The sequence below is a fragment of the Alsobacter sp. genome, assembly GCF_059501845.1.
Map to the genome: position 1 here is coordinate 1 of NZ_JCACDK010000018.1, position 15,456 is coordinate 15,456.

A 15,456-nucleotide genomic window follows, 5' to 3' on the forward strand; every position below is an offset into this window, starting at 1 on the left:
TGGCCGCCATATAGACCCCGCCCCTTTTGCCTGTCAACACCACGTCACGAAAAAAAGCATCATGCTGGAAATTCGCGCGGAGCGTACTGAAAGCCCGGGCAGACAGAGCAGGCGCCCCGCTCAGGCGCGCGCGACGGAGCGGGCCCTCGCAGCGTCGCCGAAGGCCGAAAAAATGGCCTGCGAAAGCGGATCATCCCAGAAGCGCCATTCCGGGTGCCACTGGACGGCGAGCGCGAAGCCCGGCGCGCCTTCCACCCGTACGCCTTCGACCAGCCCGTCCGCCGAGGTCGCCTCGACGGCGAGGCCCTGCGCGAGCCGGTCGATCCCCTGACCGTGCAGGGAATTGACCAGGGCCGTCTCCCGTCCCGCCAGCCGGGCGAGAATGCCCCCCGGCGCAAGCGCCACGGCGTGGGCCGGCCCGTACTGCTCGTCGAGCGGACGCTCCTTGTCCTCGCGGTGATCGGCGAAGCCGGCCTCGTGCACGTGCTGGTGCAGCGTGCCGCCAAAGGCGACGTTGAGCTCCTGGAAGCCCCGGCAGACGCCGAGCAGCGGCACGCCGTGCGTGACGGCGGCACGGATGAGGCGCAGCGAGAGGTCGTCGCGGTGGGGATCCAGCAGCGTCCCGGGGCGCTGCAGGCTGCCGGCATAGTGCGACGGATCGACGTTGGAGGGGCTGCCGGGCAGGAACAGCCCGTCCACCAGCGCGAGGATCCTGTCGATGTCCGGGCGGGCCGGCGAGGGGGCGCCGTCGAGGCCGCTGATACGGCCGGGGATAACCAACGGCAGGGCGCCTGCTCCCCGCGCCACGGCGAAGAGGTACTTCTCCGTTACGGAATGGATCATCTGCCCGTTGAGGGGCTTGATGTCGGCGATGACGGCAATGACGGGATGGGCGAGGCTCATCTCCGGCCCTCAAAGGTAGTAGTCGAACTCGCGCGGCACGGGTTCGGCGAACATGTCGCCGAATTCCCCCAGCTTCAACTCGCGATAGAGCGCGGGGTAGCGCTGCGGAAAATAGCGCGAGAGGATCGGGGCCTCGGCGAACCGGTCCAGCGCCTCGAAGAAGTTGCGGGCGAGCGGCAGCGCGTCCCCGTCATGCGTTGCCCCTTTCGCCTCGGGCGTCGGCCGCAGCCGCCCGGCGACGCCGTGATGCATGCCGGCGAGGATGGCGGCGAGGGCGAGGTGCGGGCTCGCATCCGCGCCGGCCACGCGGTGCTCGACGCGCCGCGCCGGACCGTCGCCGAGCGGGATGCGGAAGGCGGCGAAACGGTTGTTGTGGCCCCAGCTGCCGCCGAGCGGCGCGAAGAGGCCGGGCTGGTAGCGGCGGAACGCGCTGAAATTCGGCGCGAAGATCGACAGGGCCTCCGGCAGCGTCGCCTGCAGGCCGGCAATGGCGGATTCGATCAGCTCCTGGCCGCCCTTGGCCGCGAATACATTGTCGCCGCTGCCGTCGGTCATGCTGACATGCACGTGCAGGCCGCTGCCCGGCTGGTCCATGTAGGGCTTGGCCATGAAGGTCGCGTCCTGGCCCCGCGCCCGCGCCACGCCTCGGATGATGCGCTTCAGCAGCACGGCATGGTCCGCCGCCAGCACGGGATCGGCGACGTGGTGGAGGTTAATCTCGAACTGGCCGAGGCCGTACTCGGCCACCGCCGTCGTGGCGGGAATGCCCTGCACCTGCGCGGCGTCGGCCACCTCGCGGACGAAGTCGGCATATTCCTCCACCTGCTCGACGCTGAGATTGGCCGGCGAACGCGGCGGCTCCCCCGTGCGCGTCAGCGGCGCCGGCCGGATCCCGCCCTCCTGCGTGCGCTTCCCGTCGATGAGGTAGAATTCTAGCTCGCAGGCGACCACGGGATGCAGCCCGTCGGCCCGCAGCCGCTGCGTGATGTCGGCGAGGATGGCCCGGGGGTCGAACCAGATCGGCTCGCCCGTCTCGGCGTTGCGCATGTCCAGCAGGCATTGCGCAGTCGGCATGGAGGCCCACGGGACGGGGGCGAGGGTTCCCGGGACCGGCCGCCCGAGCGCGTCGGGGTCCCCGTCGTCGCCGCCGATGCCGAAGGCGTTGCAGCCATGGCCGTGCACGTCGAGCACCGCGGCGCAGGAGGAGAAGGTGACGCCGGAGCGGAAGATCCGCTCGAGATCCGAGGCGGCCTCGCGCTTGCCGAGAGCCATGCCGTTCAGCCCGATCATGAAGGCATCGACGTAGCGGGTCTGGGGGTGGCGCGCGAGGAAGGCGCGCCACTCCTCGGCCGGGGTGGCGACGTTCATCGGAAGCTCCATGGCGAGGTGATGCCGGTCGGCATGATGGCTGGCTCCGTCACAGCCGGTCGCGCAAGGCGAACCAGGTCATGGCGAGCACCAGGGTGGGATGGCGGAGCCAGACGCCGCCGGGAAAACGGGGCGCTGGAAGGGCGGCGAAGACGTCGAAGCGCTCCTCGTCGCCGCAGATCGCCTCGGCCAGCAGCTTGCCCGCGAAGGTGGCGGTTCCCACGCCCTGCCCGGAATAGCCGCAGGCCGTGTAAAGGCCTGCCCGCAGGCGTCGCAGATAGGGCAGGCGCTTCAGGGTGACGGCGAGGGTGCCACCCCACGCGAAATCGATGCGGGCATCGGCCAGCTGCGGATAGATGCGCAGCATATGGGTGCGCACGAAGCTCTTCAGGTCGGGCGGAAACCCGCGCCCATAGCTCTCGCCGCCGCCAAACAGCATGCGGCCATCTGGCGAAAGCCGCCAGTAATGGACGACGAAGCGGCTGTCGGCGACCGCCTCCCAGCCCGGGATCAGCGCCTGGGCACGCTGGCCCAGCGGCTCGGTGGCCAGGATATAGTTGTGGATCGGCATCACCCGCGCCTCGGTGTCGGGCTCGAGGCCGCTGAGATAGCCGTTGCAGGCGAGGATGACGCTGGCGGCCCGGACGCTGCCGCGGGCCGTCCTGACCTCGCGCGCCGCCCCCTCGCCGATGGACAGGACGGCACTGTCCTCGAACAGCCTGGCACCGGACTCCTCGGCCGCGCGGGCAAGTCCAAGGGCATAGTTGAGGGGGTGCAGGTGCCCGGCCGTCGCATCTCGCATGCCGCCGAAATAGACCGGCGTGCCGATGGCGGCGGCGAGTTCGTCGCGGTCGAGGACGGAGAGGCCGCCCATGCCGTAGCGGTCCTGCAGGTGGCGAACCTCGTCCCGCATCTCCGGCACGTAGCGCTGCTTGTGCATGGCGTGGATCAGGCCGTCGCGCCAGTCGCAGTCGATGGCATGGCGCGCGATCAGGCCCTTCACGGTCGCCTTCGCTTCCTCGGCAAGGTGGAAGAGCTGGCGGGCGCGGGCCTGGCCGAACCAGGCTTCGAGCGTGGGCTGGTCCCGGCGCTGGCCTGAATGGAGCTGGCCGCCATTGCGGCCGGAGGCGCCCCAGCCCAGGCGGTTGGCCTCGAGCAGCACCACCGAGCGGCCGCGCTCCGCCAGGTGCAGAGCGGCGGAGAGGCCGGTGTACCCGCCGCCGACGATGCACACGTCGGCCGTGACGTCGCCTTCCAGCGAGGGACGGGGATGCGCGCCGCGCGCCGTGGCCGCGTACCAGGAGGGCGCATGGGCTTCGCCTCCCAGCCCTCCCGGGGCACCCGGCCAGTGCGGTTGCGCGGTCATCGCGGCATCAGTCCACGCGGCCGGTGCGCTTCAGCTCGGCCCAGGTGTCGTCGAGCGTCCTGCGGGCCAGCGCGACCAGCTGGTCGGCTTCCTCATGCGTGATGACCAGAGGCGGCGAGATGATCATGCTGTCGCGGACGGCGCGCATGATCAGGCCGTTGGCGAAGGAGATGTCGCGGCACAGGGTTCCGACCTGTCCGGTCGGGGTGAACTTCTGCGTCCGCGAGGGCTTGGCGGGCACCAGCTCCAGCGCACCGATGAGGCCCGTCATGCGGGCTTCGCCCACAAGCGGATGCTCGCCGAGCGCAAGCCAGCGGGCCTGCAGGTAAGGGCCGATGTCGCTGCGCACCCTGTCGACGATGCCTTCGTCCTCCAGGATGCGCAGGTTCTCCAGTGCGGCCGCGGCGCAGGTGGGGTGGCCGGAATAGGTGTAGCCGTGGAAGAACTCCTCGCCCTGGTCGACGACCACCGCGGCGACCCGGTCGGACACCATCACGCCGCCGATGGGCAGGTACCCGGACGACAGGCCCTTGGCGATCGGCATCAGGTCGGGCTGCAGGTCGTAGAGATCCGAGCCGAACCAGTGCCCCGTCCGCCCGAAGCCGCAGATCACCTCGTCTGCGACGAGCAGGATGCCATATTTGGCGCAGATGCGCTTGATCTCGGGCCAGTAGGTCTCGGGCGGGATGATGACGCCGCCGGCCCCCTGGATCGGCTCGGCGATGAAGGCGGCCACGGTCTCGGGGCCGAGTTCCTCGATCTTTGCCTCCAGCTGGCGCGCTGCCCACAGGCCGAACTCGGCCGGGCTCACGTCGCCGCCCTCGCCGAACCAGTAGGGCTGGGGGATGTGCACGATGCCGGGGATCGGAAGGCCGCCCTGGCCGTGCATCAGCGCCATGCCGCCGAGCGAGGCGCCGGCCATGGTGGAACCGTGATAGCCGTTCACCCGGCTGATGATGACGCTGCGCTGCGGCTCGCCCCGCAGGGCCCAGTAGTAGCGCACCATGCGCACGACGGTGTCGTTCGCCTCCGAGCCGGAGCCGCAGAAGAAGACGCGGCTCACACCCTCCGGCGCAAGGCCGGCGAGGCGTTCGGCCAGGCGGATCGCCGGGGCGTTGCTCGTCTTGAAGAATGAGTTGTAGTAGGCGAGTTCGCCCATCTGGGCGTGAACGGCCTCTGCGATCTCCGGTCGTCCATGGCCGATATTGGTGCACCAGAGACTGGCCATGCCGTCGAGGTAGCGGTTGCCCTCGGAGTCCCACAGCCAGACCCCCTGCCCTTTCACCATGACGCGGCTGCCTTCCCGGGCCAGCGAGCGGAAATCGGTGAAGGGATGCATGTAGTGCCGCGCATCGGCGGCACGCAGCTCGGAGGTCGGGTACAGGTTCGAGGCGGACATGGCGTAACCTCCGGGATCCACGGCGCCGGACGGCGCGGCGGCCGGCCGGACTTGTCGGGCTAGACGTTGAGCAGCAGGTACTCGCGTTCCCATGGGCTGATCACCCGCATGAACGTCTCGAACTCGGCCTGCTTGATGGCGCGATAGGTCGATACGAAGGAGCGGCCGAAGATGTCGGCGAGCTCCTCGCACTCCTCGAACAGCGCCACCGCCTCGAGCAGGCCGCGCGGCAGGCCGAAATCGAGCGTGTAGGCGGAGCCCTCGATCGGCTCGCTTGGCGTCGACTGCTCGATCATGCCGAGGTAGCCGCAGGCCAGAGAGGCCGCGATGGCCAGGTAGGGATTGGCGTCCGACGACGGCACGCGGTTCTCGATGCGGCGCGCCTCAGGCGAGGAATGCGGCACGCGAAGGCCGACCGTGCGGTTGTCATAGCCCCAGTGGACGTTGATCGGCGCCACCGAGCGGCGCATCAGCCGGCGGTAGGAGTTCACATAGGGAGCCAGGATGCACATCACGTGCGGCAGGTAGCGCTGCTGGCCCGCGATGAAGGCGAAGAATTCGGGCGTGGGCGCGCCGTCGGGACCGGAGAAGATGTTCCGGCCGGTCTCGATGTCAACGACGGACTGGTGGATGTGCATGGCCGAGCCGGGCTCGTTGGCGATCGGCTTGGCCATGAAGGTGGCGTACATGTCGTGCTGCAGCGCCGCCTCGCGAATGGTGCGCTTGAACAGGAACACCTGGTCGGCGAGCGCCAGCGGGTCGCCGTGACGGAGATTGATCTCCATCTGGGCGGCGCCCTCCTCGTGGATCAGCGTGTCGATTTCCAGGCCCTGGGCCTCGGAGAAATCGTAGATGTCGTCGAAGAGATCGTCGAACTCGTTCACCGCCGCCATGGAATAGGACTGGCGGCCCGTCTCGGGCCGGCCGGACCGGCCGACCGGCGGCTTCAGCGGGTAGTCGGGATCCTGGTTGCGCTCGACGAGGTAGAATTCGAGCTCCGGAGCGACGATCGCCTTCCAGCCCTTGTGGCGGTAAAGATCGATGATGCGGCGCAGCAGCTGGCGCGGTGCGAGATCAACCGGGCGGCGGTCGCGGTGGTAGGCGTCATGGATCACCTGCGCCGTCGGGTCCGATGCCCACGGCACCACGCACAGCGTCGAGTAGTCCGGCACTAGCATGATGTCGCCATCGGCCGGATCGAAGCTGAAACCGTCATCCTCTTCCGGATAGTCGCCGGTGATGGTCTGCAGGAAGATCGAGCCGGGCATCGACATGTCGGGCGCGTCGGCGAACTTTGCGACGGGCATCATCTTGCCCCGTGCGACGCCAGACATGTCGGGCACGATGCACTCGATGTCTTCCAGCCCGCGCGCCTCCAGCCATTCGGCGGCTTCGGCGACGTTCTTGACCCCGCGCGCGTCCTGCTTCTTGGCCGTCCGCTTCTTGCCCATGATGTGTGTCGCTCGTTCCGAATTGTGATCACATTTTGGCAGCCCGCGACAGAGGCGTCAACTCGGCCGCTCATTCCGTGCGCAGTTCCGCCTCTGGCGCCAGGGCAGAAGTGCCGATGATCCTCATGCCGTCCAGGATGTCGGCGCGGATTGCCTCCCGCAACTCTTGCTCATCGCGCGCCTCGATGGCGGCAACGGCGCGGACATGCTGGTCGTCGAGAATGGCCGTTCCGACACGGCCATAGACCGCGCGCATGAACGGTCCGAACTGGATCCAGAGGCTTTCCACCATGGGCAGGAGAACGCTCGAGGGGGCGGCCGTGTAGATCTCGAAATGGAAGCGCCGGTTTGCCGCCATGTAGCCCTCGACGTCGCCGTTCGCGAGCGCGGCCTCGATGTCGTCGTCGGCCATACGGATGCGCGCCACGCGAGTAGAATCGATATGAGACAACGCACGTCCGGCGAGCTCGGGCTCGAGCAGCGTACGCGCGCGCACCAGCTCGTCGAAGCGGTCGGCGGTCATCGGGGGGACGTAGACGCGCCGGTTGGCTCCCACGAACAGGCCGCCCTCGGCAGCCAGACGGCGGATGGCCTCGCGTACCGGCATGGGGGACACGTCGAGGCTTTCGGCAAGTCCCCGCAGTGTGACGCCCCGGCCCGGAACGATCCGCCCGCTGATGAGCGTATCGCGCAGAATGCGGTAAACCTGGTCGTGCTTGGGCCTGCCGGCGGGCGCATTCCCGGCTTTCGGCCGAGTCTCCCCCGAGCCAATCTCGGCCTTGGCAGCGGTCAGCTTTCTCGCCATTGTCGTGTCCGCGCTCTTTTCGCGTCCGGTTCATGTACGATTGACACTGCCGAACCGGTGTGATCACATTTTCATAGGATGGGGACCCGGGGCAAGCGGATTGCAGGGAAGGCCCGAAGCGGCGGCACGGACCGCCGCCGACCGGCGAGGCGCACCTGCTGGCATGCGTCTTGCCAATTTCGGGCAGCCTGCGCGCTCCGGCCGGGTCGACGGGAGATGAGGTGAAGACATGAAGCGTTTCTTGGCCGCGGCGGGCTTTGCCGCGGTCCTCGCAGCGGGCGTGATGCCTTCCGCGGCGCAGGACAAAGTCGTCAACGTCTACAACTGGTCGGACTATATCGATCCCAAGATCCTTGAGGATTTCACCAAGGAAACCGGGATCAAGGTCAAGTACGACGTCTTCGATTCCAACGACCTGCTCGAGACCAAGCTCCTGGCCGGCAAGACCGGCTACGATGTCGTCGTGCCCTCGGCGAACTTCCTCGGCCGCCAGATCCAGGCCGGTGTGTTCGAGAAGCTCGACAAGTCGAAGCTGCCGAACCTCGCCAACGTCTGGCCCGACATCTCCAAGCGTCTCGAGACCTATGATCCCGGCAACCAGTATGCCGTGAACTACATGTGGGGCACCACCGGCATCGGCTACAACGTCGCCAAGGTGAAGGAGCGCCTCGGCGACGTACCGCTCGACAGCTGGAAGATCCTGATGGATCCCGAGACGGTCGCCAAGCTCAAGGACTGCGGCGTCATGATGCTCGACGCCAGCGACGAGGTGATCCCGGCCGTCCTCATCTATCTCGGGCTCGACCCCACCTCGACGAAGTCGGAAGACCTCAAGGCGGCGGTGGAGCACTTCAAGAAGGTGCGGCCCAACATCCGCAAGTTCCACTCCTCCGAGTACATCAACGCTCTCGCCAACGGCGAGGTTTGCGCCGTGCTCGGCTGGTCGGGTGACATCAAGCAGGCTGCCGCCCGTGCCGAGGAGAAGAACAAGACCGTCAAGGATCCGAAGAAGCAGGTCGAGATCAGCTACATCATCCCGAAGGAAGGGGCGATGCTGTTTTTCGACAACTTCGCGATCCCGAAGGACGTGGAGCACCCGGACGAGGCGCTGGCCTTTATCAACTACATGATGAAGCCGGAAGTGGCGGCCGCGGCCTCCAACTACATCCAGTATCCGAACGGCAACCTCGCGTCGCAAAAGTTCGTCGACCCCGCCATCCTGAACAACAAGAGCATCTACCCGCCCGCCGACGTGATGGCGAAGCTGAAATCCTACCCGCAGCGCAGCCAGAAGGAGCAGCGCGAGCTGACCAGCGCCTGGCGGGACATGAAGCGCAAATCCTAAGCCCATCGGGCCCGGCGGCATCCGCCGGGCCCTTTTTTTGAGCCAAGCGCCCGGGATCATCATGGCGACGAAGTCACTCGGACCCATCCGCCGCAAGTTCGCCCCGTGGGAGGATCCCGCGGCGAAACCGCTGATCGAGTTCCGCAACGTGGTGAAGCGCTTCGGCGACTTCACGGCCCTCGCGGGCGTCAGCCTCGGCATCTACGAGCGCGAGTTCTTCGCCCTCCTGGGCCCGTCCGGCTGTGGCAAGACCACGTTGATGCGCATGCTCGCGGGCTTCGAGCAACCGACCGAGGGCCAGGTGCTCCTGGGGGGTGTCGAACTCACGGGGATGCCGCCGCACAAGCGTCCCGTGAACATGATGTTCCAGTCCTACGCGCTCTTCCCGCACATGACGGTCGAGAAGAACATCGCCTTCGGGCTGGAAATGGACGGTCTGCCGAAAGGCGAGATCGAGAGCCGCGTCCAGGAGATGCTGCGCATGGTCAAGCTGGAGAGCTTCGCCAAGCGCAAGCCCAACCAGCTCTCGGGCGGCCAGCGGCAGCGCGTTGCGCTCGCCCGTTCGCTTGCCAAGAAGCCCAAGGTGCTGCTGCTCGACGAACCGCTCGGCGCCCTCGACAAGAAGCTGCGCGAGGAAACGCAGTTCGAGCTCATCGACCTGCAGATGAACCTCGGCATCACCTTCCTCATCGTCACCCACGACCAGGAAGAGGCGATGACGCTGGCCGACCGCATTGCGGTGATGGACCAGGGCCGTCTCGTCCAGGTCGCGCCGCCGAGCGTCATCTACGAGCAGCCGGCGAGCCGCTACGTCGCCGACTTCATCGGTGACATCAACATCCTCGAAGGCGCCGTGACGGGCGGCGGCCGCCCGGGCCTGATCCGGCTGGACGGCTGCCACACCGGCAACCCGGTCGAGGTGGAAACCGATGTCGAGGCCCCCGCCGGCGGCAAGGCGTGGTTCGCCGTGCGGCCGGAGAAGGTGCGCATCAGCCTCGATGCGCCCGCTGCCGGAGCAGTCAACACCGCGCAGGGCGAGGTCTGGGACATCGGCTATATCGGCGACGTCTCGATCTACCACGTGCGGCTCGCGGGCGGCGCGACGGTCCGCGCCACGGTCGCCAACACGCAACGCCTCGTCGAACGTCCGATCAGCTGGGAGGACAAGGTGTGGCTCAGCTGGACGCCGGATGCCGGCATCCTGCTGACGCGCTGAGGGGGCAGCGATGAAAAAGCCGGGGCGCAACTGGGGCCGGTTCTGGGTCACCGCCATCCCCTATGCGTGGATGCTGGCCTTCTTCCTCGTGCCGTTCATCATCGTCCTGAAGATCAGCTTCTCGGCCTCCGAAATCGCCCAGCCACCCTATGTTCCGGCGCTCGACTGGGCAGACGGCCTGTCCGGCTGGTGGGAAAAGCTGCAGAGCCTGAGCTTCGACAATTACCAGCGCCTGGTCGAAGACAGCATCTATATTCGCTCCTATCTCTCCAGCATCGTCATCGCGGCGGTCTCGACGTTCCTGATGCTGCTGATCGGCTATCCGCTGGCATACGGCATGGCGAGGGCACCGCGCACCTGGCGCACGACGCTGCTGATGCTGGTGATCCTGCCGTTCTGGACCAGCTTCCTGATCCGCGTCTACGCCTGGATCGGCATCCTCTCGGAAGAGGGCCTGCTCAACACGGCGCTGCTCTGGCTCGGCGTCATCGACCAGCCGCTGGTCATCCTCCAGACCGACGTCGCGGTCTATATCGGCATCGTCTATTCCTACCTGCCCTTCATGGTGCTGCCGCTCTACTCCACGCTGGAGAAGATGGACGACACGCTGCTCGAGGCAGCGCAGGACCTGGGGTGCACGCCGTTCCAGGCCTTCTGGCGCATCACCTTCCCGATCTCGCTCCCGGGCGTGCTCGCCGGCTGCTTCCTCGTCTTCATCCCGGCCATCGGCGAGTTCGTCATCCCCGACCTGCTGGGCGGGTCGGACACGGTGATGATCGGCAAGACGCTGTGGGAGGAGTTCTTCAACAACCGCGACTGGCCGGCCGCGTCGGCCGTCGCCATCGTGCTGCTGGCGGTCATCGTCATCCCGATCGTCATTTTCCAGAACAACCAGGCCAAGCTGCAGGAGGGCGGGCGATGAAGCGCTTCTCCTGGTTCAACGCGGTATCGCTGACCCTCGGCTTCGCTTTCCTCTACATCCCCATCCTGATCCTCATCCTCTACTCCTTCAACGCCGGGCGCAGCGTCGCCGTGTGGGGCGGCTGGTCGACGAAGTGGTACGGCGAAGTCTTCCGCAACCAGCAGCTGCTGGACGCAGCCTGGGTGACGCTGAAGCTCGCCTTCATCTCGGCAAGCGCGTCGACCGTTCTCGGCACGCTGGCAGCGCTGGCGCTCTCGCGCTACGGCCGCTTCACCGGCCGCTCGCTGTTCTCCGGCATGGTCTACGCGCCCCTCGTCATGCCCGAGGTGATCACCGGCCTGTCCCTGCTTCTGCTCTTCGTCGCCATCGGCTTCGACCGCGGCTTCTGGACGATCACGCTCGCCCACATCACCTTCACGCTCTGCTTCGTGGCGGTGGTGGTGCAGTCGCGCCTCGTCACCTTCGACAGGAGCCTGGAGGAAGCGGCCATGGACCTCGGCTGCCCGCCGGCCAAGACGTTCTTCCGCATCACCCTGCCGCTGATCATGCCGGCCATTGTGTCGGGCTGGATGCTGGCCTTCACGCTGTCGCTCGACGACCTCGTCATCGCCAGCTTCACGACAGGCCCGGGGGCGACGACCCTGCCGATGCGCATCTACTCGGACGTGCGGCTCGGCGTGAAACCCGAGATCAACGCCATCTGCACGCTGATGATCCTCGTCGTGACGGTGATCGTCATCATCGCCTCGGTAGTCACCAAGCGGCAGGAGGCCGAGCGCGAGCGGGCCGAAAGACTGGCCAACGCCGCTCCGTAGATCGTCACTGCGGGGAGCGTCGGCGCTCAGGTCCTACGCGACGCGCACCCGGATCGCGCCCAATCCCTCGATGGAGACCTCCATCGTCTGGCCACGCTCCACCGCGCCGACACCCTCCGGCGTGCCGGAGAAGATCACGTCGCCCGCCTCCAGCCGGTAGAAGCGCGACAGGATCGCGATCTGCTCCGGCACGGACCAGATCATCTGGGCGAGGTCGGCGTCCTGCCGGACGGCGCCGTCTACGGCGAGCCGGAGACGGCCCGCTGAGGGATGGCTGACCGCGGCTGCCGGATGGATGAGCCCTACAGGGCCCGACAGATCGGCCGACTTGGCGATCTCCCAGGGCCGTCGCAGCGCCTTGGCCTCGTCCTGGAGATCGCGGCGGGTCATGTCGAGCCCGACGGCATAGCCGAAGACATGCTCCAGCGCGTCAGCCTCGGGAATGTTGGTTCCCCCCTTGCCCAGCGCCACCACCATCTCGGCCTCAAAATGGTAGTTGGCCGTGCCCGGCGGATACGGATGCTCCCCCACAGTGCCGTCCGGGATGGGCTGAAGCGCGTCGGCGGGCTTCATGAAGAAGAAGGGAGGTTCGCGATCGGGGTTGCCGCCCATCTCACGGGCATGGGCGGCGTAGTTGCGGCCGATGCAGTAGACGCGGCGGACCGGGAAGAGCCGGTCTGTCCCGGCCACGGGCAGGGCGGCACGCGGCGCGGGCTCAAACACGTATGAGGTCATGGAGCGGGTCCCGGAGGCGTTTGCGTCCGACGGTGCCGGGCCGGTGGCGCGGACGCGGCGGGCTCTGCTAGAAGGACGCCTACCATAAGGCGCGGGCGCGCTGAGACAACCCGCGGAAGGGACGGCGATGGACGACAGGAACACGGCCGGCAACGCGGCCGGGGAGAACGGCCTGCTCGAAGGCCGCAGCATGCGCAAGCTCAACCCGGTGCTCAGGCTGGCGCTCGAGGTGGGGCCGCTCGTCGTATTCTTCATCGGCAACCAGCGCGCCGACATTTTTTGGGCGACCGGCCTCTTCATGGCCGCTGTGCTCGTGGCGCTCGTCGTGTCCTACGTGCTGACCCGGCATCTGCCGGTAATGCCGCTGGTCTCGGCCGTCGTGGTGCTCATCTTCGGCGGCCTGACGCTGTGGCTGCACGACGACACCTTCATCAAGCTCAAGCCCACTATCGTGAACACGCTGTTCGGCGCGGTGCTGCTGGGCGGGCTGGCCTTCGGCAAGCCGCTCCTGCCCGTCGTGCTCGACACGGTGTTCCAGCTCGACGAGATAGGCTGGAAGAGGCTCACCTTCCGCTGGGGGGTCTTCTTCCTCTTCCTCGCCGTCGTCAACGAGGTCGTCTGGCGCACGCAGACGCAGGACTTCTGGGTGAACTTCAAGGTCTTCGGCATCATGCCGATCACGCTGGTCTTCGCCCTCGCCCAGACGCCGCTGATCCTGCGGCACGAGATCAAGGACGAGGGCGCGTAGGAGAGGCCTGTCACTGCGAAACCTAGGTGAACGGGCTCGGGTCGCTTTGCTCGGGCTGCAGTGACGAAACGGCGAGCGGCCTGCGCTACCCGCCTTTTTTCGCCGCCGCGGCGATGGCATCGCGGAACGGACCGGAGGTGATGGCCTGCGCCGTGAGCGGGCCGACATGCTTGTAGGCGATGGTGCCGTCGGGCGCGATCACGAAGGTCTCCGGCACGCCGTAGACGCCCCAGTCGATGGCCGCGCGCCCGTTGACGTCTGCGCCCACGGCGGCGAAGGGGTTGCCGAGCGCACCGAGGAACCGCCGGGCATTGTCGGGCTGGTCCTTGTAGTTGATGCCCACAAGCGTGACCGAGGGGTCCTTCGACAGTTCGAGCAGCACCGGGTGCTCTTCCCGGCAGGGCGCGCACCAGGATGCCCAGACGTTGACGAGGGTCACGCGGCCCTTGAGTGCGTCGGTCGAGAGGCCGGGAACCGGCTTGCCGTCCTTTGCCAGGTTCTCGAGCGGCGGCAGCGCGAAGGCCGGAGCCGGCTTGCCGATGAGGGCTGAGGGCAGGCGCTGCGGATCGCCGGAGAAGAGGCGCGCCAGGAACAGCGCCGCGAGCAGCGCGAAGATGGCCAGCGGCACCAGGACGAAGAGGCGCCGGCGCGGCGCGGCGGGAGCGTCGTCCAGAGGGCCCGATGCATGCTCCGGAGCGCTCATCGCGGCCTACTCCTGCCCGCGGCCGCCGGAGCGGCGGCGGAGCCCGGACTGCTCCAGCCGAGCGAGCGCCTGCAGCTGGGCCCGGTGGTCGAGCATGGACCGCCCTATCAGCCCCGCCACGAGCACCGCGGCGAAGGCATAGGCGGCGAGGATGAAGCCGGTATGCGGGTCGCCGGTCATGCCTTGGCCTCCGAGCCGAACTGCGGCTCCTCGCGCTGCGCGGCGACGAGGCCGAGCGCACGGACGCGGCGGCGGAGGATCTCGTTCCGCATCCCGGCGAGATGGAGTGCCAGGAACAGGAACGTGGCTCCCACCGCCATGATGACGAGGGGCCACAGCATCGAGGGGTCGATGGTCGGGCCGCCTAGGCGGATCACGCTGGCGGGCTGGTGCAGCGTGTTCCACCAGTCCACCGAGAACTTCACGATCGGAATGTTGACGAAGCCGACCAGCGTCAGCACGGCGACGGACCGCCCGGCCCGCGTCGGATCCTCGATGGCGTTCCAGAGCGCGATGACGCCGCAATACATCAGGAAGAGCACGAGCACGGAGGTGAGCCTCGCGTCCCACACCCACCATGTACCCCACATCGGCTTGCCCCAGAGCGAACCGGTGACGAGACACAAGAGCGTGAAGGCGGCGCCGAGCGGCGCGGCTGCCTTGGCCGAGACGTCGGCGAGAGGATGGCGCCAGACCAGCGTACCGATGCCCGACAGGGCCATCAACGTGTAGCAGGCCATGGAGAGCCAGGCCGCAGGCACGTGGATGTACATGATGCGCACCGTGGCGCCCTGCTGGTAATCCTCCGGCGAGACGAAGAACACCATGTAGAGCCCGGCCGCGATCAGCACGGCGGCGATCACCCCGAAAACAGGGATCAGAAAGCGGGCGAGGCCGAGAAAACGCGTCGGGTTGGCAAAACGCAGCATGCGCCTCTTCTAGCGGCAGCTTCGGGCCGGGGCAATGCGACGAAGTCTTCGAAACCGCGGGGGCGCGTGCACGGGCGAAGGCGCGCGCCCATGCGGCCAATGCGGCGCTTCCCGTTAACCAAGCGTTATGGTTGCATTCGACCTCATGGCGCTCTCCGCTAGGATCGACCTCAAGAGAAATGGGAGCCGGAGCGTGGCGTATCGGCGCCGGAACAGCCCATCATGGATCTCGACCCTTGCCGTCCTGGGGGGCCTCCTGCTCGCGGGGCTCTGGCCGTCTTGCGTGCTCGCTGCGTATGAGCGGGTTGTATTCGACGGCTTCCCAGGCGGCGTTGTCGTGGTCCGCACCTCCGAGCGGCGCCTCTATCTGTCGCTCGGCGACGGCACGGCCCTCCGCTATCCCGTCGGCGTCGGCCGGCAGGGAAAACAGTGGAGCGGGCGCGCCCGCATCGAGGGCAAGCATGTCGAGCCCGCCTGGGCTCCCCCGGACGACGTGCGCCGCGACAATCCCAGCCTGCCCGACGTGATCCCGCCCGGCCCCAACAACCCGATGGGTGCACGCGCTCTCACGCTCGATCGCGGCGACTATGCCATTCACGGCACCACGAAGAAGATGCGCGCCAGTGTCGGGACCTACGCATCCTATGGCTGCATCCGCATGCTCAACGAGGATGTGATCGACCTCTTCGACCGCGTGCAGGTCGGCACGTCCGTCATCGTCGAGCCCTGAGCGTCCCAGGACGTTGGCCCA

Annotated in this window: 16 protein-coding genes; 6 read left to right on the forward strand and 10 right to left on the reverse strand. The window is 67.6% G+C overall.

Annotated elements, in window-relative coordinates:
* Window positions 1–120: 120 nt before the first annotated feature.
* From AC5JCN_RS14850 to AC5JCN_RS14875, 6 genes are all read right to left on the reverse strand, one after another.
* Window positions 121–903, reverse strand: a complete 783-nt coding sequence (locus AC5JCN_RS14850) for a gamma-glutamyl-gamma-aminobutyrate hydrolase family protein (RefSeq protein ID WP_495755858.1) — start codon at window positions 901–903, stop codon at window positions 121–123.
* A 9-nt stretch (window positions 904–912) separates the two neighbouring features.
* Window positions 913–2,271, reverse strand: coding sequence for a glutamine synthetase family protein (locus AC5JCN_RS14855; protein ID WP_495755859.1), 1,359 nt, complete (start codon window positions 2,269–2,271; stop codon window positions 913–915).
* A 49-nt stretch (window positions 2,272–2,320) separates the two neighbouring features.
* Window positions 2,321–3,637: an NAD(P)/FAD-dependent oxidoreductase gene (locus AC5JCN_RS14860; RefSeq protein WP_495755860.1), complete on the reverse strand. Its 1,317-nt coding sequence runs from the start codon at window positions 3,635–3,637 to the stop codon at window positions 2,321–2,323.
* Window positions 3,638–3,644: 7 nt separating this feature from the next.
* Entirely contained in the window at window positions 3,645–5,036 is a 1,392-nt protein-coding gene (locus AC5JCN_RS14865) for an aspartate aminotransferase family protein (protein ID WP_495755861.1), read from the reverse strand.
* A gap of 59 nt (window positions 5,037–5,095) precedes the next feature.
* Window positions 5,096–6,487: a glutamine synthetase family protein gene (locus AC5JCN_RS14870; protein WP_495755862.1), complete on the reverse strand. Its 1,392-nt coding sequence runs from the start codon at window positions 6,485–6,487 to the stop codon at window positions 5,096–5,098.
* Between the two features lie 70 nt (window positions 6,488–6,557).
* The gene (locus AC5JCN_RS14875; RefSeq protein ID WP_495755863.1) at window positions 6,558–7,292 is read right to left on the reverse strand and encodes a GntR family transcriptional regulator; all 735 of its coding nucleotides are present in this window, start codon (window positions 7,290–7,292) and stop codon (window positions 6,558–6,560) included.
* A 229-nt stretch (window positions 7,293–7,521) separates the two neighbouring features.
* On the opposite strand from AC5JCN_RS14875, the gene AC5JCN_RS14880 reads away from it, so the two are divergent.
* From AC5JCN_RS14880 to AC5JCN_RS14895, 4 genes are all read left to right on the forward strand, one after another.
* Complete coding sequence (locus AC5JCN_RS14880) at window positions 7,522–8,637, forward strand: polyamine ABC transporter substrate-binding protein (RefSeq protein ID WP_495755864.1); 1,116 nt, start codon at window positions 7,522–7,524, stop codon at window positions 8,635–8,637.
* Window positions 8,638–8,698: 61 nt separating this feature from the next.
* On the forward strand, window positions 8,699–9,853 hold the full coding sequence (locus tag AC5JCN_RS14885) for an ABC transporter ATP-binding protein (protein WP_495755865.1): 1,155 nt from the start codon (window positions 8,699–8,701) through the stop codon (window positions 9,851–9,853).
* A gap of 10 nt (window positions 9,854–9,863) precedes the next feature.
* Window positions 9,864–10,775: an ABC transporter permease subunit gene (locus AC5JCN_RS14890; RefSeq protein WP_495755866.1), complete on the forward strand. Its 912-nt coding sequence runs from the start codon at window positions 9,864–9,866 to the stop codon at window positions 10,773–10,775.
* The gene (locus AC5JCN_RS14895; RefSeq protein ID WP_495755867.1) at window positions 10,772–11,590 is read left to right on the forward strand and encodes an ABC transporter permease; all 819 of its coding nucleotides are present in this window, start codon (window positions 10,772–10,774) and stop codon (window positions 11,588–11,590) included. The genes AC5JCN_RS14890 and AC5JCN_RS14895 overlap by 4 nt, the downstream gene beginning before the upstream one ends.
* Before the next feature lie 33 nt (window positions 11,591–11,623).
* On the opposite strand, the gene AC5JCN_RS14900 is transcribed toward AC5JCN_RS14895, so the two are convergent.
* Entirely contained in the window at window positions 11,624–12,325 is a 702-nt protein-coding gene (locus AC5JCN_RS14900; RefSeq protein ID WP_495755868.1) for a fumarylacetoacetate hydrolase family protein, read from the reverse strand.
* Between the two features lie 190 nt (window positions 12,326–12,515).
* Here AC5JCN_RS14900 and AC5JCN_RS14905 point away from each other — a divergent pair, with 190 nt between their 5' ends.
* Complete coding sequence (locus AC5JCN_RS14905) at window positions 12,516–13,073, forward strand: septation protein A (RefSeq protein WP_495757658.1); 558 nt, start codon at window positions 12,516–12,518, stop codon at window positions 13,071–13,073.
* A gap of 85 nt (window positions 13,074–13,158) precedes the next feature.
* Here AC5JCN_RS14905 and AC5JCN_RS14910 read toward each other — a convergent pair whose 3' ends face one another.
* Genes AC5JCN_RS14910 through AC5JCN_RS14920 form a run of 3 tightly spaced genes read right to left on the reverse strand, consistent with a single transcriptional unit; the run spans window position 13,159 to window position 14,705 of the window.
* The gene (locus AC5JCN_RS14910; protein ID WP_495755869.1) at window positions 13,159–13,776 is read right to left on the reverse strand and encodes a DsbE family thiol:disulfide interchange protein; all 618 of its coding nucleotides are present in this window, start codon (window positions 13,774–13,776) and stop codon (window positions 13,159–13,161) included.
* A gap of 6 nt (window positions 13,777–13,782) precedes the next feature.
* Window positions 13,783–13,956 (reverse strand): heme exporter protein CcmD, encoded by a 174-nt coding sequence (gene ccmD / locus AC5JCN_RS14915; RefSeq protein WP_495755870.1) that lies wholly within the window; start codon window positions 13,954–13,956, stop codon window positions 13,783–13,785.
* Window positions 13,953–14,705 (reverse strand): heme ABC transporter permease, encoded by a 753-nt coding sequence (locus AC5JCN_RS14920; protein WP_495755871.1) that lies wholly within the window; start codon window positions 14,703–14,705, stop codon window positions 13,953–13,955. Before AC5JCN_RS14920 ends, ccmD begins: the two co-directional genes overlap by 4 nt.
* A gap of 193 nt (window positions 14,706–14,898) precedes the next feature.
* Here AC5JCN_RS14920 and AC5JCN_RS14925 point away from each other — a divergent pair, with 193 nt between their 5' ends.
* Window positions 14,899–15,435, forward strand: a complete 537-nt coding sequence (locus AC5JCN_RS14925; RefSeq protein ID WP_495755872.1) for a L,D-transpeptidase — start codon at window positions 14,899–14,901, stop codon at window positions 15,433–15,435.
* Window positions 15,436–15,456 lie beyond the last annotated feature (21 nt).